Source organism: Nocardia jiangxiensis NBRC 101359, assembly GCF_000308615.1.
In the GTDB taxonomy this organism is placed as follows: domain Bacteria; phylum Actinomycetota; class Actinomycetes; order Mycobacteriales; family Mycobacteriaceae; genus Nocardia; species Nocardia jiangxiensis.
The window spans coordinates 51,631-77,483 of the sequence record NZ_BAGB01000049.1 but is presented as its reverse complement, the minus strand read 5'-3'; the positions used below and the strand labels follow the sequence as shown (position 1 = coordinate 77,483).

General features: G+C 67.9%; 26 protein-coding genes. 12 read left to right on the top strand and 14 right to left on the bottom strand.

Annotated elements, in window-relative coordinates:
* Both ON40_RS23365 and ON40_RS23360 read right to left on the bottom strand, forming a co-directional pair.
* Positions 1–420, bottom strand: a complete 420-nt coding sequence (locus tag ON40_RS23365; RefSeq protein WP_040826130.1) for a Zn-ribbon domain-containing OB-fold protein — start codon at positions 418–420, stop codon at positions 1–3.
* A gap of 1 nt (position 421) precedes the next feature.
* Positions 422–1,153: a FadR/GntR family transcriptional regulator gene (locus ON40_RS23360; RefSeq protein WP_040826129.1), complete on the bottom strand. Its 732-nt coding sequence runs from the start codon at positions 1,151–1,153 to the stop codon at positions 422–424.
* A gap of 144 nt (positions 1,154–1,297) precedes the next feature.
* Between ON40_RS23360 and ON40_RS23355 the strand changes: the two genes are divergently transcribed.
* Positions 1,298–2,122, top strand: a complete 825-nt coding sequence (locus ON40_RS23355; protein WP_245567955.1) for an SDR family NAD(P)-dependent oxidoreductase — start codon at positions 1,298–1,300, stop codon at positions 2,120–2,122.
* Positions 2,123–2,162: 40 nt separating this feature from the next.
* Positions 2,163–2,633: a nuclear transport factor 2 family protein gene (locus ON40_RS23350; RefSeq protein ID WP_040826126.1), complete on the top strand. Its 471-nt coding sequence runs from the start codon at positions 2,163–2,165 to the stop codon at positions 2,631–2,633.
* 199 nt (positions 2,634–2,832) lie between these two features.
* On the opposite strand, the gene ON40_RS23345 is transcribed toward ON40_RS23350, so the two are convergent.
* The gene (locus ON40_RS23345; RefSeq protein ID WP_040826125.1) at positions 2,833–3,960 is read right to left on the bottom strand and encodes a CaiB/BaiF CoA transferase family protein; all 1,128 of its coding nucleotides are present in this window, start codon (positions 3,958–3,960) and stop codon (positions 2,833–2,835) included.
* A 121-nt stretch (positions 3,961–4,081) separates the two neighbouring features.
* Here ON40_RS23345 and ON40_RS23340 point away from each other — a divergent pair, with 121 nt between their 5' ends.
* From ON40_RS23340 to ON40_RS23330, 3 genes are all read left to right on the top strand, one after another.
* Positions 4,082–5,131 (top strand): LLM class flavin-dependent oxidoreductase, encoded by a 1,050-nt coding sequence (locus tag ON40_RS23340; RefSeq protein ID WP_218008845.1) that lies wholly within the window; start codon positions 4,082–4,084, stop codon positions 5,129–5,131.
* 97 nt (positions 5,132–5,228) lie between these two features.
* The gene (locus ON40_RS23335; protein ID WP_083895862.1) at positions 5,229–6,668 is read left to right on the top strand and encodes an MFS transporter; all 1,440 of its coding nucleotides are present in this window, start codon (positions 5,229–5,231) and stop codon (positions 6,666–6,668) included.
* A gap of 172 nt (positions 6,669–6,840) precedes the next feature.
* A complete protein-coding gene (locus tag ON40_RS23330) occupies positions 6,841–7,041 on the top strand; it encodes a ferredoxin (RefSeq protein ID WP_040826123.1) in 201 nt (66 codons plus the stop codon).
* Positions 7,042–7,148: 107 nt separating this feature from the next.
* Here ON40_RS23330 and ON40_RS23325 read toward each other — a convergent pair whose 3' ends face one another.
* Positions 7,149–8,381, bottom strand: a complete 1,233-nt coding sequence (locus tag ON40_RS23325) for a cytochrome P450 (protein WP_040826122.1) — start codon at positions 8,379–8,381, stop codon at positions 7,149–7,151.
* Positions 8,382–8,510: 129 nt separating this feature from the next.
* Between ON40_RS23325 and ON40_RS23320 the strand changes: the two genes are divergently transcribed.
* From ON40_RS23320 to ON40_RS23300, 5 genes are all read left to right on the top strand, one after another.
* A complete protein-coding gene (locus tag ON40_RS23320; protein WP_040826191.1) occupies positions 8,511–9,284 on the top strand; it encodes an SDR family NAD(P)-dependent oxidoreductase in 774 nt (257 codons plus the stop codon).
* A complete protein-coding gene (locus ON40_RS23315) occupies positions 9,281–10,162 on the top strand; it encodes a DUF6282 family protein (protein ID WP_040826121.1) in 882 nt (293 codons plus the stop codon). Before ON40_RS23320 ends, ON40_RS23315 begins: the two co-directional genes overlap by 4 nt.
* 19 nt (positions 10,163–10,181) lie before the next feature.
* On the top strand, positions 10,182–11,012 hold the full coding sequence (locus ON40_RS23310) for a mycofactocin-coupled SDR family oxidoreductase (RefSeq protein ID WP_040826189.1): 831 nt from the start codon (positions 10,182–10,184) through the stop codon (positions 11,010–11,012).
* A gap of 12 nt (positions 11,013–11,024) precedes the next feature.
* The gene (locus ON40_RS23305) at positions 11,025–11,777 is read left to right on the top strand and encodes an SDR family NAD(P)-dependent oxidoreductase (protein WP_040826120.1); all 753 of its coding nucleotides are present in this window, start codon (positions 11,025–11,027) and stop codon (positions 11,775–11,777) included.
* Between the two features lie 144 nt (positions 11,778–11,921).
* Positions 11,922–12,686, top strand: coding sequence for a crotonase/enoyl-CoA hydratase family protein (locus ON40_RS23300; RefSeq protein WP_040826119.1), 765 nt, complete (start codon positions 11,922–11,924; stop codon positions 12,684–12,686).
* Positions 12,687–12,860: 174 nt separating this feature from the next.
* Here ON40_RS23300 and ON40_RS23295 read toward each other — a convergent pair whose 3' ends face one another.
* Complete coding sequence (locus tag ON40_RS23295; RefSeq protein WP_040826188.1) at positions 12,861–13,595, bottom strand: SDR family oxidoreductase; 735 nt, start codon at positions 13,593–13,595, stop codon at positions 12,861–12,863.
* Between the two features lie 18 nt (positions 13,596–13,613).
* Here ON40_RS23295 and ON40_RS52030 point away from each other — a divergent pair, with 18 nt between their 5' ends.
* Entirely contained in the window at positions 13,614–13,766 is a 153-nt protein-coding gene (locus tag ON40_RS52030) for a hypothetical protein (RefSeq protein WP_157186391.1), read from the top strand.
* A gap of 94 nt (positions 13,767–13,860) precedes the next feature.
* Here the strand turns inward: ON40_RS52030 and ON40_RS23290 are convergent, their stop codons facing one another.
* A complete protein-coding gene (locus ON40_RS23290) occupies positions 13,861–14,742 on the bottom strand; it encodes a sigma-70 family RNA polymerase sigma factor (RefSeq protein WP_063713072.1) in 882 nt (293 codons plus the stop codon).
* 183 nt (positions 14,743–14,925) lie between these two features.
* Here ON40_RS23290 and ON40_RS23285 point away from each other — a divergent pair, with 183 nt between their 5' ends.
* Complete coding sequence (locus tag ON40_RS23285) at positions 14,926–15,285, top strand: DoxX family protein (protein ID WP_040826116.1); 360 nt, start codon at positions 14,926–14,928, stop codon at positions 15,283–15,285.
* 313 nt (positions 15,286–15,598) lie between these two features.
* On the opposite strand, the gene ON40_RS23280 is transcribed toward ON40_RS23285, so the two are convergent.
* From ON40_RS23280 to benC, 8 genes are all read right to left on the bottom strand, one after another.
* Complete coding sequence (locus ON40_RS23280) at positions 15,599–16,342, bottom strand: DsbA family protein (RefSeq protein ID WP_040826114.1); 744 nt, start codon at positions 16,340–16,342, stop codon at positions 15,599–15,601.
* 168 nt (positions 16,343–16,510) lie between these two features.
* Positions 16,511–17,632, bottom strand: coding sequence for an FAD-dependent oxidoreductase (locus ON40_RS23275; RefSeq protein ID WP_040826113.1), 1,122 nt, complete (start codon positions 17,630–17,632; stop codon positions 16,511–16,513).
* A 181-nt stretch (positions 17,633–17,813) separates the two neighbouring features.
* On the bottom strand, positions 17,814–18,245 hold the full coding sequence (locus ON40_RS23270) for a hypothetical protein (protein WP_040826112.1): 432 nt from the start codon (positions 18,243–18,245) through the stop codon (positions 17,814–17,816).
* Positions 18,246–18,551: 306 nt separating this feature from the next.
* Positions 18,552–19,067 carry a thioesterase family protein gene (locus ON40_RS48290; protein WP_051193452.1) on the bottom strand — a complete coding sequence of 172 codons (516 nt, stop codon included), beginning with the start codon at positions 19,065–19,067 and terminating at the stop codon, positions 18,552–18,554.
* 5 nt (positions 19,068–19,072) lie between these two features.
* Positions 19,073–19,255 (bottom strand): hypothetical protein, encoded by a 183-nt coding sequence (locus ON40_RS23260; RefSeq protein WP_040826111.1) that lies wholly within the window; start codon positions 19,253–19,255, stop codon positions 19,073–19,075.
* 401 nt (positions 19,256–19,656) lie between these two features.
* Complete coding sequence (locus ON40_RS23255) at positions 19,657–20,007, bottom strand: hypothetical protein (RefSeq protein ID WP_157186390.1); 351 nt, start codon at positions 20,005–20,007, stop codon at positions 19,657–19,659.
* 210 nt (positions 20,008–20,217) lie between these two features.
* Positions 20,218–23,082, bottom strand: coding sequence for a LuxR C-terminal-related transcriptional regulator (locus ON40_RS23250; RefSeq protein ID WP_157186389.1), 2,865 nt, complete (start codon positions 23,080–23,082; stop codon positions 20,218–20,220).
* A gap of 65 nt (positions 23,083–23,147) precedes the next feature.
* Positions 23,148–25,850: a benzoate 1,2-dioxygenase electron transfer component BenC gene (gene benC, locus ON40_RS23245; RefSeq protein ID WP_040826109.1), complete on the bottom strand. Its 2,703-nt coding sequence runs from the start codon at positions 25,848–25,850 to the stop codon at positions 23,148–23,150.
* Between the last annotated feature and the right edge of the window lie 3 nt (positions 25,851–25,853).

Below are 25,853 nucleotides of genomic sequence, written 5' to 3'. Positions count from 1 at the left end.
TCACACTTCCGCCAGCCGGAACTGCGGGAGTACGCAGTCCTGGGAGATCTCTTCGAATTCCACGTCGACGACGGCGCCGATCCGCACGTCGTCCGGTCCTGCGCCGAGCAGGTTGGCCACCATCAGCAGTCCGGGTTGTTCCACCAGTTCCACCACGACGACCACGAGCGGCACCAGCCCGGCGAACCCGGGGCCGGGCGCCTCGTCCAGCACCGTGTAGCTGTACACGACGCCGCGGCCCGAGACCGGCTCGTAGGCCAGTTCCGCGCCGCCGCAGGCGGGACAGGTCAGGCTCGGCGCGTGGTTGAAACGCGAACAGGCGGCGCAGCGCTGAATACTGAGCGTGCGCGCCCGGACGCTGTCCCAGAATCCCTCGGTCACATCGTCGGGGAAGGGGATCGGGCGGCTGGCCGTTGTCATCTCACATCTTCCACATCACTGGTGCGGCAAGCACTTTGGCGTAGTTCTTCTGGGTGTAGGCGGCCAGCGCCTGCATCTGCGTGGCCATCAGTTCCTCGGCGCGGTCGGCATCGTGTTCGGAGATCGCGGTGGCGATCTCGGACTGGATGTCGACGGTCAGCCGCCGCTGCTTCGGCGGGTACTCGATGCCGACCGCGGCCCCGTCGAGAATGTCGAACAGCGCATTGAACAGCGCCGCGAAGATGAGGTTGCCGGAGCCTTCGGCCACGGTGGCGTGGAAGCGCCGCGTCTGGCTCAGGAATCCCGCGTGGTCGTCGAGGTTCTGTCGTTCGAGTTCGACGATCTCGAACAGTTTCGCGACATCCTCCTCGCTCATCCGTTGGGCGGCGAGCCGGGCCATATGCGGTTCCAGCGCGGCGCGGGTCTCGATCACGGTCTGGAAGGGCGCTTGCTGGAACTGCAACAGCAGGCTCAGCGAGGTGGCCAGTGCGGAGCTGTCCGGTTGCTGCACGATCGGTCCGCCGCTGGGGCCGGGCTTGAGCGTGATGACGCCCTGCAATTCGAGAAACCGCAACGATTCTCGCAGCGTCCCGCGCCCGACGTCGTAGTCCTCGAGCATCGCTTTCTCCGGGGGCAGCCGGTCTCCGACCTGGTTCCCTCGGGCGTTGATGTCCTCGACGATGCGCTGTGCCACGAGCAGCGCGGTCTTCTTCGGTCGTTCCAAAGCGGTCATAATCGTTCTCCCCTGGGTGGCGCTCTTGTGCTTGCAGCTCTCACACCCTACATTCAATGCTATTCATGTGTATAGATTGGCGTGGAATTCTCCGCGTGTCACGTCCCGGGTCCTCGTCCGTCGGACGCTCGGTTTCTCCCCCGGATGAAAGTAGGAAGCATGCTGGGCGACAAGCGAATTCTCGTCACCGGAGCGGCCCGGGGAATGGGCCGCGAGCTCGCGCTCGAGGCGGCCAGGCAGGGCGCGAGCCGAATCGGTATCACCGATGTCGACGACGCCGAGCTGGCGGTGACGGCCTCGCTCGTCGCCGAATCGGGCGCACAGGTCCGGCACCTGCGCGCGGACCTGCGTTCGACGTCCGAGATCCGGGACGTGGTGGCGGACTTCGCCGGTTGGGCCGGTGGTCTGGACACGCTGTTCAACAATGCGGGCGTGCTGGATCACATGTTCACCGACGCGGACCGGACCGGGCTGGAAACGCTCGAGGAAGAGGCGTGGGACGCGGTGATGGACATCAATCTCAAGGCGATGTGGTCGGCGATCAAGTTCGCGGCTCCGCATCTGCGCGCCTCCGAGCGAGGGCCTTCGGTGGTCAATGCCGCATCGGTCGCGGGTCTGGCGGGTACACACATGCCCGCCTACGGAGTGTCGAAGGCCGCGGTGATCCAGCTGACCAAGGTGGCGGCGGTGAACCTGGCCCCGCACGTCCGGGTGAACTGCTATTGCCCGGGGGCGATTCGCACGCCGATGAGTGACGCGCATCTGGCTGCCGCGACGGACAAATTCGCCCGAGCGCGATCGATGTACGGAACGCACTTGATTCCCCGGCTCGGCCTGCCGGTCGAGGTGGCGCGAACGGCGTGCTTCCTGGCGAGCGACGAGGCATCGTTCCTGACCGGCGTCGCCGTTCCGGTCGACGGCGGGACGATGGCCTGGCGCGGCGTGCACGACGTGGTCGCGATCGATTGAGCGTTGTGCCGCAACCGAATCGCGATCGGGAGGACCGTCGATGAGTGGCGAGGAATTGGCCGAACTGCGCGAACGGGTACGTCGGCTGGAAGCGGCCGAGATCGCCCGCGAGCACCTGCACGCCTATGCGCGGATCCTCGACGATCCGCGGCCGGAAACGGTGACGGCGCTGTTCGCGCCCGCCGCCGTACTCACCACGCCGTCGCGAAAGGCGAACGGCCGTGCGGAGATCCGGGAATTCTACGAATGGGCGTTCCGAGCCGACGCCTCGATCAAACGGCATTTCATCACCAACGCGCGCACGACCTGGCTCGGCGACTCCCGCGTGCGCGTGCAGGCTCAGGTCTTGTTCACCGGTCGCGGAACCGATCGTTCCGTCGTCGGGTGGGGGAGTTATGACGACATCGTGGACGTCAGCGGTCCGCAGCCGCGATTCACCGAGAAACACATGGTGATCGAGGTGAGCACCGATCTGGTCGCCGGATGGCCGCACGATTCCGAAGTTCGCTGAGCCCGGCGTGGATCAGGTTGCCGGGCAATCGAATTCCCGAGCCGGCATCCGGTTGATACGTATTGCGTGGACGGGGAATCGTTGGCGCGCATGAGGATCGGCGCTGTGGTGCAGTAGCCGATGCTCATACCCGCCGAGCGGGTGATCGCCGAAGCGGCGCGGGGACGAGCGATGCCGCCCCGCGCCGTTCGATTCGAGTTCAGCGAACCGGGAGTTTCGGCGGGTTGGTCCGGTACGTCGCCGGTGTCCGGGACAACCGGATCGGGTTGCGCACCTGGGCGATTCCCCGGCCTTCGGGTTCGTCGTCGGGCAGGACCACCGGCTCGAGACCGAGGCTTTCCGCGAGGGCGACGGCCTGGCCGATGTCGTTGATCGGACCGGCGGGGACGCCCGCGTCGACCAGGACGGTGAACCAGTGGTCCGCGTCGCGGGTGCGGAAGACGTTCTCCAGATCCTCGATCAGCGCCTCGCGGTGGGTCACGCGGTCGGTGTTGCTGCGATACCGCGGATCCTCGGCAAGTTCGGGACGGCCGAGCGCGCGGCACAGGGCGATGAACTGTTTGTCGTTCGCGGCCGCGATGGCCAGTGGCCGGTCGGCGGTGGCCACCGGCTGATACGGGGCGACGCTGGGGTGCGCGTTGCCCATCAGCTTCGGCACGTTGCCGGTGAGGATGTGCCCGGAGACTTGGTTCGTCAGCGAGGCCAGCACCGAGGACAGCAGATTCACCTCGACCCGCTGTCCCTGCCCGGTGCGCAGCCGGTGGATCAGCGCGGTCTGGATGCCGAGCGCGGCGTGCAGACCGGTGATGGCATCGACCATCGCGACGCCGACCTTGGCCGGACCGGTCTCCGGATGGCCGGTGATGCTCATCAGCCCACCGGTGGCCTGCGCGATCAGGTCGTAGCCGGGCAGGTGCGCGCCCTTGCCGGAGCCGAATCCGGTCACCGAGCAGTACACCAGCGCGGGATGCTCGGCGGCGAGCTGCTCGTAGCCGAATCCGTACCGCTCCAGCGTGCCGGGCTTGAAATTCTCCACCACGACGTCCGCGCCGCTGATCAACTCCCGGGCCATCGCGCGATCCGTCTCGCTCGTCAGGTCGAACGCGACGGAGGTCTTGTTCCGGTTGAGCCCCAGGAAGTAGGTGGACTCGCCCTCGTACCAGGGCGGTCCCCAGCCGCGAGTGTCATCGCCGACGCCGGGACGTTCCAGTCGGATCACTTCCGCGCCGAAGTCCGACAGCAGCATCGTCGCGTAGGGCCCCGCGAGTACGCGACTGAAGTCGACGATGCGCATCCCGGTCAGGGCTCCTGGTTCGGTGACGGTCATGGTCGTCCTTTCCGGGGGGTGATTTTCTTCGAACGGGACCCTACACATTCATGCGCATGGTTGCTATGGTTCTACTGAATTTGCGAGTGACCTGGAACACGTGAGGTGAGGTGTGGAACCCATGGCCGAAGACTCCGGAACGGCCGCCACCGGCGGTAACCGGACGACCGTGAAACTGGCTCTGCGCTATGACATGCGCGCCCCAGGAATCGGGGTCGGCAGTCCCGATCAGTACGCCGCCGCGCTCGAGCACGTCGCGTGGGCGGACGAACTCGGGTTCGAGACGGTATATCTCGCCGAACACCACGGCGCCGACGACGGCTACTGTGCCGCTCCGATGATCCTCGGTTCGGCGATGCTCGGCCGGACCCGCTGGATGACGGTGCATCTGTCCGCGCTCGTCGCGGTGCTGCACCATCCGCTGCGGCTGGCCGAGGACCTCGCCGCGCTCGACCTGGTCGGTGGGGGCCGGGTCGAGGTCACGCTCGGCCTGGGATACCGTGACTCGGAATACCGGATGTTCGGTATCGAACGTCGTCGGCGTGTGCAGACCCTCGAAGAGATCGTCGAAGTGCTGCGACAGGCTTGGACCGGCGAAGAGTTCGACTTCCGCGGGGAACCGGTCAAGGTCCGTCCCCGTCCCGCGCGCCCGGCGGGAGCGCCGCTCTACATCGGCGGCTCGGCCGAGGCGTCGGCGATCCGGGCCGCCAGGATCGGTGACGGGTACCGCCCGGCCGGATCCGAGAAGGACCGGCTGTACGAGATCTACGCCGCCGAGCGCGAACGGCTCGGTGAGCCGGTTCCGCCGCGTGCCCCGGTGCTCGGTCCGCTGTTCCTGTTCGTGTCCGATGATCCGGCGCGCGACTGGGAGATCGTCGCGCCGCACGTGCTGTACACGACGAACGCCAACGCGAACTGGGCCCGCGAGCGTGGGGTGGGCACCACTGCCTACCGGTCCGCCGCGGGACTGGCCGAGTTGCAGACCGACCCGAATATCCGGGTGGTGACCCCGCAGGAGTGCGTCGAGCTGTGCCGGACGCTCGGACCCGACGCCGAACTGGTCTTCCAGCCCCTGATGGGCGGACTGCCGCTGGACGCGGGCTGGCGCAGCCTGCGCCTGTTCGAAACCGCGGTCCTGCCCGAACTCGTCCAGCTGGGCTACCGCCCCTAGGACCATCGAGCGCCGCCCCGCGGGGCGGTGTCGACACACGACTTTCCCCGACCGCCCGGACCACCGGGCATCTCCATCAACTCAACGAAGAGGCAAGATGACAACTACTGCAACGGATTCGAACGGCAGTGAGGTGTCGGCCGCGATGCCACGCGGCCTGGTCCTGATGATCGGCTATTTCGTCATCCTGGCCACCCTGGTGATCACCATCCCGCTCAAACTGCTCGGCCAGATCGGACCCGCCCTCGGCGCGTCCGGCAGCCTGCTCAACTGGGTGGTGATCATCGGTTCGCTCAGCGGCGCGATCGGTACCGCCCTGCTCCCACCGCTCGCATCGCTGTTCGGACAGCAACGGATCGCGCTCGTCACGATGGGGCTGCTGACCCTCGGCAGCATCCTCGGAGCCTTCGCCCCGAATATGACGGTGCTGCTGGTCGGCCGGTTCATCAGCGGATTCACCCTCGGCGGCATCGCCTTGGCGCTGGCGATCGCACGGTCCAACCTGACCGGCCGGACACTCCGAACGGTGCTGTCCTGGATCGCCGCCGCGGAAGGGATCGCCGCCGGTCTCTCGTTCGCCATCGGCGGCCTGCTGACCGACACCGTGCACGTGAACTGGCGCGTGGTGTTCGGCGTCCTCGCCCTGCTCGGGATCATCGGGGTCCTCGGTTCACTCGCCGTGATTCCGGGTCGGCAGGGGCCGGGGCGCGGCCGGGTCGACTGGGTCGGCGGCCTGCTGCTGGCCGCCGCCCTCGCACTGATCCTGGTGCCGCTCAGCATGGGTTCGAAGTGGGGCTGGGCCTCGCCCGGGACGCTCGTGCCGCTGGTGGCCGGTGTCATCGTGGCGGCGGTCTGGTGGATCGTCGAGGAGCGGGTGCCCGCACCGCTGGCGAACACCCGGGCGCTGCGGAACATGAACTTCCTACGCGGATGGCTGGTGTTCTTCCTGGCCGGCATGCTCGCCTGGATCGTCAACTTCACCCTGCCGACGTTCACCGAGACGCCCACCTCGGCCGGATTCGGCTTCGGATACGACGAACTGACCAGTGGTCTGCTGATGCTGATGTTCTGCTGCGGCATCGTGGTCGGCAGCGCGTCGGCCGGTCCGCTGAGCCGCTTCGTCCCGGCCCGGGTGATGTGCCTGCTGGCGTTCACCGGGTTGGCGATCGGCATGCTGCTCATCGCGTTCGTGCACGGGTCCGAATGGCACCTGTGGATGTGGCCGATCATCGTCGGCCTGTCCTACGGGCTCTCCTCGGCCAGTGCGTACCTGACGTTCATCCAGGCGCTGCACCCCGACGAGGTGGCCACGGCGGCGAGCATCGGGCAGATCAGTGCCCCGCTCGGCGGCGCGATCGGCAGTGCGGCGATCACCGCGGTGCTGACATCGCAGGTGATCAAGGTGGGGCACAAGGCGGTTCCGACCGAGCACAGCTTCCAGCTGGGCTGGGTGATCGGCGCAGTGCTCTCGGTGGTCGGCCTGCTGCTCGTCGCGCTCATCCGGGCTCCCAAGTCCGTTGTGGCCGAGTCGGCCTGATGACTCCGGGCAGGGCCCCGCATCCAGCCGGATGCGGGGCCCTGTCTCCTCGGCGTGGTGGCCGAGGTAGTCGGTTGTGATCGGTCGGGCGTCCTGATCAGCGTGGACGCCCGGCCGATCGGAGCCGGTACGACGACCCGACGCGAGAACGTGACCGACAGGTAGGACGACGATGTTCATTTCGATCGATGGGGCCCGCTGCATGGGGCACGGCCGGTGCTATGCGATGGCCGAACGGCTGCTGACCGACGACGACGAGGGATTCGTGGCCGAGCGCGGCCGCAGCTGGGAAGTCCCGGAGGGGTTGACCTCCGAGGCCGAGTCGGCGGCGCACGCGTGCCCGGAATCGGCCATCGCGGTACGCGATTCGTAATTCCCGCGGTTCCCCGGAACGCTCCGGGAAACACCACGGCCCGGCATCCTCGTGAAGGATGCCGGGCCGCCGGTCGGTGTGCTGATGTGAATCCGGTTGCGCCGCAGTCAGTCCCAGACCAGGGGGACATGCTGCAGTCGCAGCTGGCTGCCGCGCTCGCGCAGCTGCGCGCCCTCGGCGATCCGATAGTGCGGGATCCGTTCGTGCCACTCGGTCAGTGCGACGACGAGTTCCGCACGCGCCAGATGCATCCCGAGGCAGCGGTGGTATCCGGCGCCGAATCCGAGGTGCTGCTGCAGGTTCGGCCGGTCCGGGTCGAAGAGGTGCGGGTCCTCGAACACCCGCGGGTCCTGGTTGGCCGCCGCCAGGCCCAGCCACACCAGATCGCCCTTGCGGATCGGCAGGCCGTGGAAATCGATGTCGTGTGCGGCTTCCCGGCCGTCCTGGATGATCAGGCCGTAGAGCCGGATGATCTCCTCGATCGCATTCGGCCACAACTCGGGCTCGTCGAGCAGCCGCTGCCGGTCCTGCGGATGGGTGGCCATGTGCAGGAACGTGTAGCCCAGGGCACTGCGGGTGGTGTCGAGCCCGGCCGCCATGATCGTCATGCAGATGGTCAGGATCATCTCGTCGGGGATCGGGGCGCCCTGGTATTCGGCCGTGACCAGCCGGGTCACCAGGTCGGTCGTGGGATCGCCCGGATTCGCCCGGCGGTCGGCGATCGCCGCGGCGAAGTATGCGTCCAGTTCCCGGCGGGTCTGCGCGGCGATCTGCTGTGCCTGCGGGGACTTGTCGAAGAATCCGGTGAACTGGCCCTCCATCCAGGGCTGGAATGTCGGCCCGTCCTCGACGGGCAGGCCGAGCAGCGCCAGGAACAGCTCGGTCGGGTAGGTCATGCCGAATCCGGTCGCCATATCCTCGGACTTGCGCGGTGCGATCTGTTCGACCAGTGCGACGGCGCGCTCCTGCGCCCGATCCGCGATGCGCCGGACCAGCTTGGGCGCGAAGAACGGGTTGAGGATCCGCCGCATCTCGGCGTGCTGGGGCTGGTTCAGGTTCTCCGGCAACAGAATTCCCGGCGGTGACCGGTGCAGGGAGCTGACCTGGTCGTTGCTGAAGTCGGCGTCCCGTTGCAGCGCTTCGCGCACGTCGTCGAACCGGTTCAGGACCCAGAAACCCTCCTCGGTGGAGTCGTTCCAGGCGAATCGCGCGGCTTCGCGGTCGGCATTGAGCAGTCGGTGCGTCTCCAGCGCGGGACGTTCCACGCGGTAGTCGGTGTGGAACACCGGACATCCGCCGAGATCGCGTACGCCGGCGGAATTATCGGCCACCTCGGTCATGGCATCTCCTCATCGGGTCCTACGGTCACTGCGAATTATTAGCATGAATATGACCTACGTCAACGATTGACATCCAATCTAATGATGTGCATGATTCGGATGAAATCGGACGACTACAGGAGGCCGGGCATGCGCAGGCTCGAGGACACCACCGCAGTGGTGACCGGCGGAGGTTCGGGGATCGGAGCCGCGTCCGCGCGGCGGCTGGCCGCGGAAGGGGCGGCCGTGGCCGTCGTCGATCTGCATTCCGCCGCCGCGCAGGAAACGGCCGACGACATCCGGCGGGCCGGTGGGCTCGCGGCCGCCTTCGAGGCCGACGTGCGGGACCGGTCGCGGATGCAGGAGGTCGTGGCCGAGATCGTCACGCGGTTCGGCGACGTCGGCGTGGTGTTCACCGGAGCCGGGGTCTCGGGCGCGCGGATCGACAGTCACGAGCTGTCCGAACAGGATTGGCGCGGTGTGCTCGACATCAACCTGAGCGGTACGTTCTTCACCATCCAGGCCGCGCTGCCATCGATGCTGCGTCGCGGCGGCGGCTCGATCGTCACCTGCGGTTCCACGTCCTCCTTCATCGCGACCCAGGGCGGCCTCGCGCCGTACCGGGCGTCCAAGGGCGGGGTCAAGATGCTCACCCAGACGCTCGCGGTCGAATATGCGTCGCACGGCATCCGGGTCAACAGCGTCTGCCCGGGTGCGGTCAAGACGAACCTGAGCAGCAATACCGCGGCGATCGTCCCGACCGCCGGTACGGTGCGCAACCCCTCCAAGCCGCTGAACGTGCCGCTGGGCCGGTACGGCGAACCGGAGGAGATCGCCGCGGTGGTCGCATTCCTCGCGTCCTCGGACGCCTCGTACGTCACCGGCCAGGCGATCCTCGCCGACGGGGGTGTCACCGCCGAATGACACGCGAATCCGGCCGGGCCCCTATCCTTTTCGACGGCGCCATCGATATGCACTGCCACTTCGGCCCGGAACCGCTGGTCGAGAAACTCGCGAAGCATCCGCACGCGGTGGACCCGATCCAGGCCGCCCGGGAGGCGGCGGCCGGTGGGATGCGCGCGATCGTGCTGAAGGCGCACGAGTTCCCCTCGACCGCGGTGGCCGACCTGGCGAACAAGGCCGTACCGGACGTCCTGTCGATCGCGGGAATGTGCTGTGACCACCCGGTCGGCGGGCTGAACCCGCAGGCGGTGGAGACCGCGTTGCGCGCGGGCGCGCGGGTGATCTGGTTGCCGACGTTGTCCTCGGCCTCGAACAGCCCGCGTGCGGTCGAGGCGGCATTCGGTGTGCCGCAGGGGATTCCGGTGCTGCGTCCGGACGGTGCGCTGGTGCCCGAGGTGCGCGAGATCATGGATCTCGTCACCGCGAGCGGCGCGGTGCTGGCCACCGGGCACATCACGACCGACGAGCACTACGCGGTGGCTCGTGCGTTCTGCGGGCGCGGGAACCTGGTCGTCACCCATGCGATGCATGCGAGCGCGGGGCCGGGGCTGTCCATCGATCAGGTCGTGGAGCTGGCCGATCTGGGCGCCGTGATCGAGTTCGCCGCGCACACCTGCATGGGAAAGCCGTCGACGTTCGCCCAGGTCATTGCCGCTATCGGCCGGATCGGCCCGGAACGGGCGATCGTGTCCACCGACTACGGCTGGACCGACACTCTGCCGCACCCGGCGGTGGGTTTGCAGGGGTACGTGAACGCCCTGTGGGACGAAGGCGTCGACGAGCACGACCTGCGGCTGATGGCCGGCACGGTTCCGGCGCGGCTGTTGAGCTTGGACTGAGGACATGGAGGTAAAGCGGATGGGACGGGTTGCCGGGAAGGTCGCGTTCATCACCGGCGCGGCACGCGGACAGGGCAGAGCGCACGCGGTGCGGCTCGCACAGGAGGGGGCGGATATCGTCGCGGTCGACTCCTGTTCGGACGTGCCGTCGCTGGAGTACCCGATGGCCACGGTGGACGACCTGCGCGAAACCGAGAAGCTGGTGCGCGATCTGGGTCGCCGGGTGCTGGCCCGCCAGGTCGACGTGCGCGATCAGGCCGGTCTCGACCAGGTGGCCGCCGACGCGGTCGAAACCCTGGGCGGCATCGACATCGTGAGCGCCAATGCGGGCGTCTGCGGCTGCCGCCCGACGTTCGACCTGTCCGACACCGAATGGCAGGACATGCTCGACATCAATCTGACCGGAGTGTGGCGCACGGTGAAAGCCGCTGTACCGCACATGATCTCGGCCGGTCGTGGCGGTTCGGTGGTTCTGACCAGCTCGGTGGTGACCTTCGTCGGCGCCGCGAACGTCGCGCACTACAACGCGTCCAAGAGTGGTGTGGTCGGGCTGATGAAAACCCTGTCGGAGGAACTGGGTAAGCACGGGATCCGCGTCAACGCGGTGCATCCCGGCAACGTCGCCACCGACATGCTGTTCAGCGATTCCACGCTCCGGGTCTTCTGCCCGGATCTGGCGAATCCGACACCCGACGATCTGCGCGACCGTGCCCGCACCGGAGACGTTCTCGGACAGGGCTGGGTCGAAGCGGTGGATATCAGCAACGCCGTGCTGTACCTCGCCTCCGAGGAGGCGCGATTCGTGACCGGCGTATCCCTGCCGGTGGACTGCGGCCGCCGGATCGGCTGAACGGAGAGGGCGATGGACTACGGAAAACGACTGAGCGACAGGCGAATCCTGATCACCGGCGGAGCGGGCGGGATCGGCGCCGCGGCGGCGAGACGACTGTCCGCCGAAGGAGCCGCGGTCGCGATCCTGGACACCGACGCCGATGCGGCGCGGCAGCTGGCATCCGAGCTGGGCGACGCGACGTCGTTCGAATGCGATGTCACGCAGGAACAATCGCTCGACACCGCGGTGACGGCCGCGGCGAGGGAACTCGGCGGACTGGACGGCGTGCTGACCTGCGCGGGCATCGCCCGCTCGGGCCTGCCGCACGAAATGGCCTTGGACGACTGGTTTTCGGTGATCGCGGTCAATCTCAACGGGACGTTCCTCGCGATCCGCGCCGCGTTGCCGTACCTGCTGGAAGCGGGCGCGTCGAGTGTGGTGACCATCGGATCGGTCGCCTCGCTGGTGTCCGCGAACACCAATACCCCCAGCTACGACGCGTCCAAGAGCGGCGTGCTCGGGCTGACGCGGTCGATCGCGGTCGGCTATGCCGATCGCGGCGTGCGTGCGAACTGCCTGTGCCCCGGAGTGGTGGACACCCCGCTGGCGCGCCGTGCCCGGGAGGTGGAGGGCGTGACGAGCAATGCGGTCGCCGCGACTCCGCTGGCTCGTCGCGCCGACCCTGAGGAGATGGCGGCCGTGATCGCCTTCCTGCTGTCGGCGGAATCGTCGTACATGACCGGTTCGGTCGTCGCAGCGGACGGTGGCCTCACCGCACGGTGATCCGGCTCTTCCTGTGCGGCAACACTTCTCGCGCCGGATGATACGGCGCCCAGCCAGAAAGACGGAGATGAACCTCGAACGAGAACACGTGCTCGGCACCCGGCACTGCCGCCGATTCGGCATCGCGGACTCGGCGGTGTCGCGATGAGTGATGAGGTGCTGGTCGATGTCCAGGACGGCGTCCTCGTGGTCACGCTCAACCGGCCCGCGGCGCGCAATGCGGTGAATCTCGCTGTCGCCGAGGCGGTTGCCGCGGCGATGACCGAACTCGATGCCCGCGCGGATCTCACGGTCGGCGTACTCACCGGCGCGGGCGGCACGTTCTGCGCCGGGATGGATCTGAAGGCGTTCGTGTGCGGGGAATCACCGGTGATCCCGGGACGGGGATTCCTCGGCCTGGTGGAGGCTCCGCCGGAGAAACCGCTGATCGCCGCCGTGGAGGGATTCGCACTGGCAGGCGGCTGCGAGGCCGTTCTCGCCGCGGATCTCGTGGTGGCTTCGCGCACAGCGACATTCGGCATACCCGAGGTCAAACGTGGGCTGGTGGCCGCGGCCGGTGGGCTGATGCGGTTGCCTCGGCGGATCCCGCCGGCCGTGGCGATGGAACTGGCGCTGACGGGCGACCTGATCGGAGCCGAGCGAGCTTTCGCTCTCGGCCTGGTCAATCGTCTTGCCGACGAAGGGAATGCACTCGACACCGCGATCGAGTTGGCCCGTTCGGTCGCGGCGAACGGGCCGCTTGCTGTGCGGGCTTCGAAGCGGATCATCCACGAGAGCGTGCAGTGGCCGCCGGACGCGATGTTCGAACGGCAGCGGGCGATCACGGGCCCGGTGTTCGCCTCGGCCGACGCGCAGGAAGGCGCCCGCGCCTTCGCCGAGAAGCGACCGCCGCGCTGGCGAGGAGAGTGACGAGAGGTAGAGCCGATGGTAGCTGTCCGCGCCCGCCTCTGTGTCGGCCTCGGGTGTCGGTGGTCCGGAGGCCGGGAGCGGACCTGCCATCGTGCTGTGTGGCAGGGGTGATAATTCGCCGAAACTTGTTGAGCGCGAGTGTGTTCGGCGGATGGAGGTGTAGTGGGCGCCGGGTCAGTGCGATCGTAGCCAGTCGCGGTAGTGGGTGCCGAACAGTCGTGCGCCCTGTGGTGCGGTGAGCACGTCGCCCTTGACGACGGCGAACAGTCCGGCGGTCGGGTCGGTGACGACGTGTCGGTGATTCCCCTTGGCTTCCAGCGTGATTCGGCCCAATTCGTCGAGGGTGAAGACATCGGGACCGGCGATGTTCCGGATACCGTGCAGTGGAGAACCCATGGCGACCTCGGCGACCGCGGCAGCGACCTCGGCGGAGCTGATCGGCTGGATCGGGGTGGCGGGCAGGCGTACGACCTCGCCGTCGGTGGTCGATTCCATCGTCGGCGCGATGAACTCCATGAACTGGGTGGCGCGCACGATCGAGTACGGGATCGGCCCCGCCTCGACCAGCTTCTCCTGCAACGTCTTCGCCCGGTAATAGGCCATGTCGGGCACCTGGTCGACGCCGACGATCGACAGCGTCACGAGGTGCCCGACGCCTGCCGCTTGCGCCGCGGCCAGCAGATTGGTCACCGATGTGCGGAAGAAGTCGAGCGAGTCGTCGTCGAACGTGGGTGAGTTGGTCAGGTTCACCGCGACCTGCGCACCGCGCAGCGCGTCGTCGAGTCCGTCGCCTGTGAGCAGATCGACGCCGGTCGAGCGGGAGTGCCCGCTCGCCTCGTGCCCGGCCGCGGTCAGATCGCCGACCACCTGTGCGCCGATGAGTCCGGTGCCGATAACCGAGATCTTCATGAGATTCCCCTTCGGTCGATGGTGTTCGATGTCGGCGCCCATGGCCGCACGGAGCAGATCGGCTGCCGTGCAATCGAGTTCGCGTGGCTGTTGCGCATCGAGCAGCCGCTCCACGGTGCCGCGAATGATCTCGCCGAGCGGTTCGGGCGACATGGACTGCAGGCGGTCTGAAACGGTTCCGGGTTCCATTGTTTTCCACGATTGTTCGCTGCCTATTTGCTGTCAAGGCGCGGTGTCCGGGTGGGGGGAGATCTGGTGACGATGGTCAGTTCGAACGCGGGTCCAAGGTGGGTTGTGGCGAGCCGACTGCGGGCATCGAGATGGCGGTGTCCGGGTGGGGACGAACGATGTCGATCCGGCTGACGCGACCGTTCCGGAGGGTGACCTCGACGACCGCGAGCAGGTGACCGCCGGGGGCGATGACGTGCGCGGGCCGTCCGGCGACCGTCATCGGGACGGCGGCGCGGATTCGGTCGGCGAACAGCCTCGTCTCCTCGGCGACCGCGCGGGCGCCGCTGACGACCGGCGGCGTACCGGACGGCACGAGTGCGGGATCGGCGGCGCGCACGCAGTCGTCGGTCATCAGGGCGAGCATGCGGTCGATGTCACCGCCGGCGGCCGCGTCGAGGAAGGCGTCGACGACCGCGCGCTCCTCGGCGGTGGTTGCGAATGCGGGATCGGCCTGCTCGATCCGTCGGCGTGCGCGGCTGGCGTGCTTCTTCGCGTTGTCGGAACTGGTGCCGAGAGTGTGCGCGACCTCTCGGAACGGGACGTCGAACAGATCGTGCAGGACGTAGGCGACGCGTTGCGGTGGAGTCAGGCGGTCCAGGACCACCATCAGGGCCCGGGAGATGTTCTCACGCCGCAGACAGTGCTCGTCCGCGGTGCGGGCCTCGGCCGGGATCAGGTCCGCGAGCAGGGGCTCCTCGCCGCGCCTGCGCCGCGTTCGCAACTGGTCGAGGCAGACGTGGGTGAGCACCGTGGTCAACCACGCCGCCGGGTTGCGGACATCGACCGCGTCGGCGGTCGATGCCTTGATCCAGGTGGTCTGCACGGCGTCCTCGGCGTCGTGCACGGATCCGAGCAATCGGAATGCCACCGCGAACAGTTGCGGGCGGGCCGCTTCGAATTCCGCAATCGGTACCACCAGGTGTCACCTTTCCGAGGCGCGCGACGTCGGGACGAACGAGACCACCATCTCGGATCCGAAGTTCACCACTACTCGAGGAAGCAACCTGCTGATGAGCGTATCGAAAGTCCGGGCCCGGACCATATCCCGACAGATCCCCGCGATCGCCGATCGTGACCGAGCGCAGACCGGGTGCGGCGCATGATCGCCCTGTTCGTCGTCACGATCGTGTGCATCGTGGCGAATGCGGCTATCGCGCTCGCCGACTATGTCCCGGCCGGGTTCGTGCTGAAGAATTCCGCCGAGGTGCACGTTCCCGCATGGGCTGTGCCCTACCTCGCGACGTTGAAACTGGCGGGGGCGCTCGGGCTCGTCGCCGGGCTGATCTGGTTGCCCTGGCTCGGCGTGGCGGCCGGTGTCGGTCTGATCCTGTTCTTCGTCGGCGCGGTCGTCGCACACATCAGAGCGCGCGTCTTCTACAACCTCGCGTTTCCGGGCCTCTACCTGTTGTTCGCGCTGGCGTCCGCCGTCTACATGGTCCACGTCGCGGTCGGGACATGACGTGGTCGAGCGGCGCGAGGCGTCCCCGCGGCTGCCGTCGAGGAACAGGCTGGCGGCGGCGCTGGCCTCTTCCAGTCCGAGTCGCCGATGCCGGGTCAGTTTGATCGCGCTGAGGGCGGCCCCGCTGAGGAATTCGTCGAGGCCCCGGAAGAGGCTCTCATCGCCACCTGTCGCAGCCTGCGCGAACAGGGCTTGCTGAATTAGCAGGGGCTCCCCTCGGATTCGTTACTCCCGCAACGGTTCCCGGCGCGGCGACCGAATTCCGGGGTGGCGTGACCGACGCATCGGACTGCCGTCCTGGTGACCCGGCGGCTCAGCCCGCCGCGATCAGCGGGGCGAGGCCGCCCGGCGTCATCAGGGCGCTGCTGGAGGTGATCTGCTTGCCGTTGACGGTGACCGTGGGGGTCGAGTTCACACCGCCGGCGAGTACCGCTTTGGTCTTGGCGCGGAGGTATGTGTCGTAGCTGCGGTTGATGATGCATTGCGCCACAGCGTCTTCGGCGTAACCGGCCGTCTTGGCGATGCGGATCAGCTGATCGTCGGTGAGGCCGTCGCTGCCTTCTTCGGGCTGTTGGGCGAACATCGCGGCCAGCCACGACTGGTAGTGCTCGAGGCCCGAGTTCGCGACACAGAACGAGGCATTGCCCGCACGGGAGGAGTACTGCGTGGTGCTCGCGCGGTCGAGGAAGGTGATGACGCTGTACTCGACCGCGGCGGTGTGGTCGCGCACCGCACCCTCGAGCACCGATCCGTTGTTCGCCTCGAACATCTTGCAGTACGGGCACTGCAGATCCATGACGACCCGAACCGTCACCTTCGCATGCGGATCACCGATCCGGACCGCGCCGTCGGCCAGCACATGCTCGGCCGACGAGGCTCCGGGCGTCGCGACGGCGGTGCCCCGAATCTCCGTCGCGAACGCATTACGGGCCAGCAGCCCGACGCCGGTCGCGAGAGCGACGGCCAGCACCACCACGACGGGAATCACGACAGCGAGGTATTTCCGATTCGCCGTCGGTTTCGGCGGCGGCGACCAGTTGCCGGGATTGATGCTCATCTCAGGTTCCCCCGTTCGCCGGACGTTCGGAGCCTCAGCTTAGGTGCCACTTTCCGATCCTGCCGATCCGACGCGACGACGCCCGCGTAGGTGAGTGACCGGCCGGACGTGCAGGAGGAGCGTCGGGCGCGCCGCGACAGTCCGGTCTTCGATGGCTGCCCGGTCGTATCAGGTTGTCCCTGGGGCCGGTTGGAAGAAGGCGAGCAATCGCTGGGCGGCGTCCGGCGCGTTCAGCAACTCCTGCATCTGCGCGGACATTCGGGCGGCGGCGCCGGTGCGCTCGAACATCTCGCGCTCGTATTCCTCGACGGCAGTGGGGAAGTCGTCCGGATGCGCGGCCAGTGCGAGACCGAGCAGGGCGCCGTCGAGCAGCGCCATATTGGCGCCCTCGCCCACCGGCGGCATCAGGTGCGCGGCATCGCCGAGCAGCGTGACGCTGGGTGACGACGGCCAGGTCAGGCCGAGCGACAGAGTGGTGATCGACCGCGGCACGATCGTGTCGTCGCAGGCCGCGATCAGCGCGGTGAACCGCGCGTCCCAGCCGGGCAGCAGGTCGATCAGCCGCGCGCGGGCGGCGGCCGGGTCGTCGAACGGGATCCCGCTGGTGGCGAACCAGTCCTCGGGGGTGTTGTAGAAGTTCAGGCCGATGCGAACGCAGCCGTCGCCGTTGCGCTGCGCCGCCAGGGACAGTCCGTCGCCGAACACCCAGTAGCTGCCGCGCCCGACCATCGCGGCGAGGTCGGGATGCCTGCGGTCGATGTCCGCAATGCTCACCTCGACGACGTTCTGGCCGATATGTACCGGCCGGGCGTCGGTGAGCAGCGTGCGAACCCGGGACTGCGCACCGTCCGCGCCGACCAGCAGGTCGTACGTCGCACTGCTGCCGTCGGCGAAATGCAGTACGCCGTCGTCGGCGGATTCGAATGTGCGTCCCCACAGCACCGCGTCTTCGGGGAGCGAATCCAGCAGCAGATCGCGCAGATCGGCGCGGTCGACCTCAGGGCGAAGGAGCGGCGCGTCGTCGGGCGTGTCCTCCTGCAACAGCAGGGTGCCGTCCGGCTCCAGCAGACGCATGTCCTGGCCTTCGCCGCGGGCGATCGCGTGGAACCGATCGATCAGACCGGCCTCGCGCAACGCTCGCTGCCCGGAATGAATATCGAGCATGCCGCCCTGACCGCGCGCATCGCGCGATGAATCCCGTTCGTACACAACGGCATCGATGCCGTTCAGGTGCAGCATCCGAGCAAGGGTCAGACCGCCCGGCCCGGCTCCGACGATAGCGATGGTCACGACTTCCTCCGATACGTCGTTTCGACTGCTGAACTGGCTCAGCGCTTTCCGGCAGGCCGGTGTGATGGGTGCGATGAAAAGCTTGCCGTTCAGCGGAAGCGGACGGCGGTGTTTCCGCTACCAGCAGAAGCCGACGTGTCGTCGCAGTGACGAGCGGTGCCGAGTGCGGTGGGTTCCGGGCTCAGGCGACGGCGTCGAGCAGGGCCAGGATTCCGCCGACCAGCAGGGCGATCGCCTTGATGACCTCCAGGGCGATGTAGGCGAAGTGGGCGTTCGAGCGGGGAGCGTCCTCACCCGCGAGGACGGCATCGCTGCGGCGGGTGAGCCCGGGTCGGACGAACAGGAGTTGAGCCGCGAGTATCACCACCGCGATCACCGCCGCGACCGCGACGCCGCCGAACGATGCGAACAGCAGAGCCACCACCGTGATCGCGGCGAAGCCGACCTCGACGGTGTTGAGTGCGCGAAACACCAAGCGGCCGATGCCGAGTCCGATCGGCAGGGTCACCTGCGGCGCGCGGAATTTCAACGGCGCTTCCAGGAACGAGATCGCCAGCACCATGCCGAGCCAGACGAACAGGACGGCGGTGATGACGGCCTGGGCGGAACTCATGGGACAGCTCCTGTCTGTTCGACGGCGGGACGCTGCCCGCCGGTGGTGGTGAGCTGACCGGCCACGGAGTTCGGCGGCTGCGACTCGGCTGGTTCGGCGTTCACCATGGTCGCACGGACGGCTGGGGCGGGATCGGTGAGACTCGTGGTCCGGGAGAAGCCGATCGTCGAGCGGAACGCCCGGCCCGGCCGTCGTCGAGCAGACTCCCGGAATGCCGAAGCCTCCCTCTGCAATCCGGCAGAGGGAGGCTTCGGCCACTGTCGCAGACCCTCCGACTTCGCCTGCGCTCGTGTGGGATTCGGGCTCTCAGGCCGTGCTGAGGGCCGAGGACAGGGCGGCGCGTTTCGGTTCGAGGCGGCGGGCCTCGTAATGCGGGCGGTGCACCGCGACGAAGTCCATCCGGCCCTCGCCGACTGTCTCGTGTGAATCACGCACCGTCACTTGCCAACTGCTGAAGCGGCCGCGGGCGCGGACGCACCGGGCGGTGATGGTGATCTGCGCGCCGACCGCGATCGGGCCGAGATGGCCGAGGTGCTGGCGGGTGCCGAGGGAGCAGAAGCCTTCCGGCATCGTCTCGAGAAGTGCGACCATGCACAGTTCCTCGCACAGTCGGATGACCGCGTACGAGGCCACGACCGGCGGCTTGTTCGACCATTCCGGGCCGGGGCCCGCAGCTTGGACGCAATCCTGCGGACCGGTGCTGTAGCTGGCGTCGCGTTCGTCGCCGACCCGGGCCAGCGTCGGCGTGTTGCGTGATCGTCGGAATCCGTTGGGGGACAGTCGCCATCGGGCGGAACCTGTGTTGGTGGGCCTGAGGTTCATGATCGTCAGGCCGTCCGGACCGCAACGGCCATGCCTGGGGTGAGGGCATCGCGCACATCGTTCACGCCGCGGAAGTAGTCGTGGATCTGAGACGAGTCCAGACCGGCCGTGGCAGCGATCTCATCGAGGGTGGCGTCGGTGCGGGCAGTGCAGAGATCCCGGGCGACATCCAGAATGTATTCGCGCATTTTCTCGTGCTTTCTACGGAGAATCCGGTGCAATACTGGGTCGGAAGTGCTTCCCGACCTCGGCGAATCGGTGCGGAGCACTCACCGCTGAGTACCTGACGGTTGGTACCGTAAAAGCCCCGTTCGACCGATCAGTTGCCCCTCGGTTGCCTCCGGGTTACGCATTGTCGGGTTGTTTGCGAACGGTCGCTGTGAGTTCGGCAGGGCCAGGTATGTGTCCTGTATCACTCGGTGCGGCAAGCATTTTCGTCGATCCACTGGGTATCGCGAGCCGGTTTGCTCATCGGTGATCGATGCTGGGGGTCGGGCGGCGTACGACCCACCGGGGTCGTGTTGATATTGCTAAGAGTTAGCTGTGAGTCGAATGTGTATTCGCTCGGTGTTGCTGTGTGCGAGGTCGCTCAGCGTGAACCGCGAGGTCGGAGCGTCGGGTGGGTGACGCGGGAGGCTGCATCGGTCACCTCGCGGATGCGGTCTGCCGCACCGTGCAGCTGCTCACCCAGATGGGTGGTGCTGATGGAGCCTACGAAGTAGTCGACCTGCACATCATCGGCGAAACGGACATCACAGACGAACCAGCAGCGGCCGGTGGGCGAGGTCGCTTCCAGGGCGCATCGAACGGCCAGTTCGGACAGTGCGGCGGCGGCTTGAGCAGGGGTGCCCGCATTACCGACCCGCCACCACGGCTCTCCGTAGTTGTCGGGCCGCGAGATCGTCACCTGATAGGTGAGCAACTCTCTAGCATCCGCCACCCTTCAGAACATACCCGAAGTCGGAGAATTAGTCACTAGCCAGCAAATGCTTATGTACGGATCGGCGATTCCAGGATCGCGTTTTGCGAGTCGGCGCGTTACGAGGGATATCCGTCGGGGTGCGGGCATTGTTCGCTAGGTACCGCCCGGTACGGGAAGGGTGCGTGAGCGTCGGACAACAGGCCCAGCCCGACAGCCGATTTCGCGGGGTCAGGTGTTCTCGCGCAGGGCTGCCAGCTCGGCTCGGGAGCGGATGCCGAGCTTGGTGTAGATCCGAGTCAGGTGGTACTGAACGGTTTTCGTGGTGATGTACAGCTCGGCCGCGACCTCCCGATTGGGCAGTCCGCGGGCGACCAGGGTCGCGACGGCGTTCTCCTGTGGAGTCAGCTGGTCGCCGGTCCGGCCCGCGCGCTGGGCTCGTACCCCTCCGGCCTTGAGTTCGCGGTCGCAGCGAGTCACATAGGTGCGTGCATCCAGGGCGGCGAAAAGGTCGCGGGCGGTGGACAGTTCGGCGTCGGCCTCGCGCCGTTTACCGGCGCGACGCAGCATCTGCCCGTAGCTCAGGCTCATCCGGGCGCGGTCGTATCGCAGCGGCATACCGTCGAGTTGTTCGAGGGCCTCGGCGAAGGCCGCGCGGGCACCGTCGAGATCGCCTCGCACCCCGGACAATTGGCCGCGCACCGCGCGCAGGCGGGCCTGGGCCGAGGGGCGAGCCAACTCCGCGGCGTGCCGCTCGTGCCGAGCCAGGAATGCCTCGGCCTCGTCGTATCTGCTCTCGGCGATCAGCGCGTGTGCGTACATGTCGGCCCACGGCCACTGGCCCGGATCGTCGGGGCCGTTCCATGCCCACGCCTGGGTCATCGGATGCAGTGCGCGCAGCACTCCGGCCGAGTCCGCTCGCGCCTCGGCCCACTGGGCGCGGGCCAGATAGGAAGGCACCCGCATGATTTCGTAGTCCTGCGGTCCCGTCGTCGCATGCTGGAGGGAGATCTGCGCCGCGGTCCAGTCGCCGCGCAGGCAGTGCACGGACGTCGCGGTCCAGTGCAGCAGCGGGGCCGAGAGCACGATGCCGGTGTGCTCCACCAGTTCGGCAGCCTCGGCGACGGTGTGTAGCGCGTCGTCCCAGTCGCCGGTGAGGAACTGGACGCGGGCCAGCCATGCCCTGGCCCACAGCGAGATTCGCGTGGAACCGCCGAGATAGGTTGTCGGGACGGAGCTTTCCAGATCCGAGCGGGCGTCGTCGAATTCGTCGGTGATGAGATTCAGCCAGCCGCGCCCCATGGTGATGCGCTGCACCTGAGCCCCGGTCCGGATCTGTTGGGAAATTTCGGAATACGATCGCCGGGCCGCGGCGGTATGCCCGTAGACCAGGCCGAGTCCGCGAATCGCGGCCGCCTCGACCGCCGCCGGATCATCGGAACCGACCAGCGTGATCGCTCGATCCGCCCAGTCCACCAGATCCGTCGGCCGACAACGGCACAGCGCATGCAACACGTAACGCTGGCAGATCAGTGCCGCCACCTCGGGTTCCCGTTCGGCGTTCACCAGATCCCAGGCTCGGGCCAGCCGGATCTCCGCCTCGGCGGGCCGCCCTCGCACCATCGCCAGATAGCCCAGGACCGCATTGCGCAGCGGCGTCTCCCGCAGACTTTCCACCTCGGGAATCAGGGCCGTGGCGGCGAAGATGTCACCCGCGCCGACCAGTGCGTCCACCGCCCGGGTCAATCGCCCTTCGCGGGTGAGCCGGTCGACGGTGAGGCGGCCGGCATCTCGCAGCAGTGAGGCCGCGGTTCCCCACGCGCCGCGTGCCGCCTGCTCGTCGGCCAGTGCGTCCAGCCGGTCCGCCAGACCGGCGTCCGGAACCGGCGTGGCCGCGACCAGCAGTCGTAGCCGCCGCACCGGATCCTCGGTCGATTCCGCTGCACGACAACGCAGTTCGGCCGTCGCCGCCGGACCCATATCCGCGAGTACCGCGGCCCGCAGCATCGGGTCGGCCGGGCCGATCTCGGTGAGCCCCTGCGGGCCCAGTCGCACCAAGCCGGTCCGGGCTGCTTCGTCCAGCACCGTGAGCAGATCGCCGTCGATACCCGCCAGCGCCGCCGCATCACCCACCGCGGTGCCGGGCCCGAGCACGGCCGTCGCCTCGATCAACCGCCGCGCCGACGCTGTGCAGTCACCCAGTGCTGCACGTGTTTTCGCGGTGATCGCGGCCGGAGCGGGAAGGTCCGGATCGAAGCCCGCCCACACCTGCGGCGGAACCTCGGTCAGCAACCGTTCGACATCGCGCACCACTCCGCCGGTATGCGTGCACAGCCGCTCGGCCATCGAGGGATGTAGCGCGAGCCCGCGGTGCGCCGCGACCTGCCCGACCTCCGCGACGGTGAGCGGCGCGATTCGCACTGTGCCCGTGGCGATCCGCGGCAACAGCTCGACCGCGCCCGGTGCGACGTCCGCATCCCCGACGACCGTCGCCGCGACGATCAGCAGCCGAGCATCGCGATAGTGGCGCACCACCGAGGCCAACGCCTGCAACGAAACGACATCGGCCCACTGCGCGTCATCCACCACCGCCAGAACCGTCTCCGCAGTACCGATCCGTTCCGCGATCATCGCCGCGACCTCGACGGGCCCTCGGCCCCCACCGTGATCCGAGATCGTCGCGGCCGGACCGGCACCGGCTGTTTCCTCTGGAACCGCAGCGGCCGGGTCCGGGTGCTCGGATGCTGCGGATTCCGCCACTGCGGCAATGGGATTCGTCGCTGCGCCGTGGCCTGGGTCCGCAGCTGTTGCGAGAGCCGTTGTGGCGCTGCGGGGTTGGGTGGCGCAGGCGAGTTCGGGGAAGAGTTGGCCGATGACGCCGAAGGGGTAACCGGTTTCCCAGGATGCGGCGGTGGACCAGCGGACCGGCCCGTCGTGGTGGGCGGCCAGTTCGCGCAGCACTGTGGTGCGGCCGTCGCCGGGACGTCCGGTGAGCAGGATGAGGCCGGGGCCTCGGTCGTGGACTTCGCGCAGCCGGGTGACCAGGGCCGCGAGGGCGGCCGGATGTACCGCGCCCGACGGGTCCGTTCCAGTCACACCCTCACGGTAATCCCCGCGCCCGGCGCGGGAACGCGATCGCGGGGACGTGGCGCGTGCTCGGCTCAGCCCAGATCTCCGCCCGCGACCGGCAGGACCGTGCCGGTGATGTAGGACGCCTCGTCGGAGGCCAGGAAGGTGATCGCCGCGGCCTGCTCGTCGAGCGTTCCGTAGCGTTTCATCGGGCTGGAGTCGATCGTCTGATCGATGTGCGCCTGGAACCACTTCTGCTCCTGCTCGCTCTCCAGCGCCGATCCGCCGCGCGAGATACGGCGGGGCGGGGCGTCGGTGCCGCCGGGCGCGGTGGCGACGACGCGGATTCCGGCATCGGCGTATTCCAGTGCGAGCGAGGCGGTCAGCGCGTTGATCCCGCCCTTGGCCGCCGAATACGGGATGCGGTGGATACCGCGCGTGGCCGCGGAAGAGACGTTCACGATGACGCCCCTGCCGCGTTCGGCCATGCCCGGCAGGACCGCGCGACAGGCCAGCAGCGTCGTCATGAGCGAGCGGGTGATCTCGGCCTGGATCTGCGCGGGGGTGAATTCGGTGAACGGTTTGAACCAGATGGCCCCGCCGACATTGTTGATCAGCACGTCGATCCGCCCGTGCCGGGCCAGCGACCGGGTGATCATCTGCTCGGCGCCCGCCCAGGTCTCCAGGTCGGCGGTGACCGCACTCGATCGAGGCAGCTCACCGGCCACCTGATTCACCAGTTCGGATCGGTCGACCAGGACGACCGACCCACCCTCGGCGCTGATCCGCCGGGCGGTGCGCTCGCCGATGCCCTGTGCCGCACCCGTCACCACGACGACCTTGCCGTCGAACCGGCCGGGGGAGATGAACGCCGGACGCTTCTGCGCGGCCGCGTCGGTCATCGCGCGGCGCATGGTGGTCTTGGACCGTTCGGCGTGTTCCACGATCAGTTGCCGCGCGGTCTGCCGATCACCCGATTCGAAGGCGGCGACGATATCGACGTGATCCTGGGCGCAGCGCGGATGACACCACGTCGCATTGCGCAGCGTCTCTTCCATCCGGCCCTGCACTCCCAGTGCGCGATAGGCATGCAGCAGATGTTCGTTGCCGGTGAGGGTGAACAGATAGTCGTGGAATGCGGCATTGGCCTCGGTGTACGCCGCCGCGTCGACGAACCGGTCGCCGTCCACGTACGGCAGCGTGGATTCGGCCAGCAGCCGGTATCCGGCCAGGTGCCGGGTGTCCAGGCGGCCGATGGTGAGTTCGAGTGCGCCCAGTTCGAGGGCTTCGCGGGCCTCGAACACCGCATCGGATTCGTGGATCGAGGGATGCTCCTCACCGATCTCGTATCCGCCGGTGGTCTCGCTCGGCGCGACCAGCGGTGCGAGGGCCTGGTCGGCGGGAAGTATCTGCTGCCCGGCGATATTGCGCGCAGATTCGGTCGTCAGCAGCGGATCGCCGGGATCGAGTGCACGGGAACCGCCGGTGCCGGGCCATACGGCGTGACCGGCGATCGAGCGCAACGTGACCGAATCGTCCGGCACCTGATTCGCCACCTCGAGCGGAGCCAGGGAGGCCGCGGTGAAGATCTCCTGACCTGCGATCGCGCGTCCGCCGGAAGCCAGTGTGGCGGAGACGGATTCATCGCACTGTGTCGACGTCGAACCAGGTTGCTGCGCAGTGATTTTCGGTTCGTCTGCCGGGACGTGGACCGGTTGCGGCTCAGCGACGGCCGCATCATCGGCAACTTCGTCCGGCGTCGCGTCGGCCCGGCTCGGCGATGGCGATGTCGCGGTGCCCGAGAGCGCGAACTTCTCGTAATAGAATCCGGTGGGTTCGATTCCGCGCGTGGCGAATTCCTTGCGCACCGATTCCACCATCGCGGGCGGTCCGCACAGATATACCGCGACGTCGCCGTCGTAGAGGTGCTCGTCGCGGATCAGACTCGTGACGTATCCCTTGTTCGGCGCGGCGCTCCCCGGCGCGGAAACGCAATAGTCCCAAGTGAATCCATCCAGCTCCAGCTCCGCGAGCGTGTCCAGCTCCACCAGATCGTCGTCGGTGCTCACGCCGTAGATCAGATGGGCCGGACGGCTCGTGCCCGCCGCCCGCATCGCCCGCAGAATCGACAGCACCGGAGCCAGCCCGGTGCCGCCGGCCAGCAGCAACACCGGACGTTCGGTCTCCCGCAGGAAGAAGCTGCCGTTGGGGCCGAGGAGGGTGAGTTCGTCCGACACCGCCGCGCGTTCGGTGAGGTATTGCGACATCACCCCGCCCGGGGTGAGCTTGATCAGAAAGGTCAGGCTCTTGTCGGTCGGTCCGTTGCTGAACGAGTACGACCGGCTCTGATCGGTCCCCGGCACCGCGATATTGACATACTGGCCGGGCAGGAAGGCCAGCTTGTCGCGGTCGGCGATCTCCGCGGTCAGCGCGACCGTGGTCGGGGAGAGCCGATCCAGGGCGGTGATCGTCGCGGTGTACCTGGTCGGCTGGGTCTTGGCCACCGCCGAGGAACTCCGAATCTGCAGTACCAGATCGGATTTCGGCTTCATACTGCACGGCAGCACGTAGCCGTTCGCGGCTTCGTCGGCGCTGAGCGCGTCGTCGATGTAGGTCCCGCCGTCGTAGTCACCGGACTCGCAGAACGCCTTGCAGGTGCCGCACGCGCCGTCGCGGCAGTCCAGCGGAATGTTGATGCGCGCCCGGTACGAGGCGTCGGCCACGGTCTGATCCGCGGCGCAGGTGATGAAGCGCGTGACGCCGTCCTCGAACGACAGCGCGATCCGGTGGTTCATGAC

What these genes read in the sequence shown, in the direction of transcription:
- ON40_RS23365 (WP_040826130.1), bottom strand. Translation starts at nt 420, where the DNA reads ATGACAACGGCCAGCCGCCCGATCCCCTTCCCCGACGATGTGACCGAG.
- ON40_RS23360 (WP_040826129.1), bottom strand. Translation starts at nt 1,153, where the DNA reads ATGACCGCTTTGGAACGACCGAAGAAGACCGCGCTGCTCGTGGCACAG.
- ON40_RS23355 (WP_245567955.1), top strand. Translation starts at nt 1,298, where the DNA reads ATGAAAGTAGGAAGCATGCTGGGCGACAAGCGAATTCTCGTCACCGGA.
- ON40_RS23350 (WP_040826126.1), top strand. Translation starts at nt 2,163, where the DNA reads ATGAGTGGCGAGGAATTGGCCGAACTGCGCGAACGGGTACGTCGGCTG.
- ON40_RS23345 (WP_040826125.1), bottom strand. Translation starts at nt 3,960, where the DNA reads ATGACCGTCACCGAACCAGGAGCCCTGACCGGGATGCGCATCGTCGAC.
- ON40_RS23340 (WP_218008845.1), top strand. Translation starts at nt 4,082, where the DNA reads ATGGCCGAAGACTCCGGAACGGCCGCCACCGGCGGTAACCGGACGACC.
- ON40_RS23335 (WP_083895862.1), top strand. Translation starts at nt 5,229, where the DNA reads ATGACAACTACTGCAACGGATTCGAACGGCAGTGAGGTGTCGGCCGCG.
- ON40_RS23330 (WP_040826123.1), top strand. Translation starts at nt 6,841, where the DNA reads ATGTTCATTTCGATCGATGGGGCCCGCTGCATGGGGCACGGCCGGTGC.
- ON40_RS23325 (WP_040826122.1), bottom strand. Translation starts at nt 8,381, where the DNA reads ATGACCGAGGTGGCCGATAATTCCGCCGGCGTACGCGATCTCGGCGGA.
- ON40_RS23320 (WP_040826191.1), top strand. Translation starts at nt 8,511, where the DNA reads ATGCGCAGGCTCGAGGACACCACCGCAGTGGTGACCGGCGGAGGTTCG.
- ON40_RS23315 (WP_040826121.1), top strand. Translation starts at nt 9,281, where the DNA reads ATGACACGCGAATCCGGCCGGGCCCCTATCCTTTTCGACGGCGCCATC.
- ON40_RS23310 (WP_040826189.1), top strand. Translation starts at nt 10,182, where the DNA reads ATGGGACGGGTTGCCGGGAAGGTCGCGTTCATCACCGGCGCGGCACGC.
- ON40_RS23305 (WP_040826120.1), top strand. Translation starts at nt 11,025, where the DNA reads ATGGACTACGGAAAACGACTGAGCGACAGGCGAATCCTGATCACCGGC.
- ON40_RS23300 (WP_040826119.1), top strand. Translation starts at nt 11,922, where the DNA reads ATGAGTGATGAGGTGCTGGTCGATGTCCAGGACGGCGTCCTCGTGGTC.
- ON40_RS23295 (WP_040826188.1), bottom strand. Translation starts at nt 13,595, where the DNA reads ATGAAGATCTCGGTTATCGGCACCGGACTCATCGGCGCACAGGTGGTC.
- ON40_RS52030 (WP_157186391.1), top strand. Translation starts at nt 13,614, where the DNA reads ATGGTGTTCGATGTCGGCGCCCATGGCCGCACGGAGCAGATCGGCTGC.
- ON40_RS23285 (WP_040826116.1), top strand. Translation starts at nt 14,926, where the DNA reads ATGATCGCCCTGTTCGTCGTCACGATCGTGTGCATCGTGGCGAATGCG.
- ON40_RS23280 (WP_040826114.1), bottom strand. Translation starts at nt 16,342, where the DNA reads ATGAGCATCAATCCCGGCAACTGGTCGCCGCCGCCGAAACCGACGGCG.
- ON40_RS23270 (WP_040826112.1), bottom strand. Translation starts at nt 18,245, where the DNA reads ATGAGTTCCGCCCAGGCCGTCATCACCGCCGTCCTGTTCGTCTGGCTC.
- ON40_RS48290 (WP_051193452.1), bottom strand. Translation starts at nt 19,067, where the DNA reads ATGAACCTCAGGCCCACCAACACAGGTTCCGCCCGATGGCGACTGTCC.
- ON40_RS23260 (WP_040826111.1), bottom strand. Translation starts at nt 19,255, where the DNA reads ATGCGCGAATACATTCTGGATGTCGCCCGGGATCTCTGCACTGCCCGC.
- benC (WP_040826109.1), bottom strand. Translation starts at nt 25,850, where the DNA reads ATGAACCACCGGATCGCGCTGTCGTTCGAGGACGGCGTCACGCGCTTC.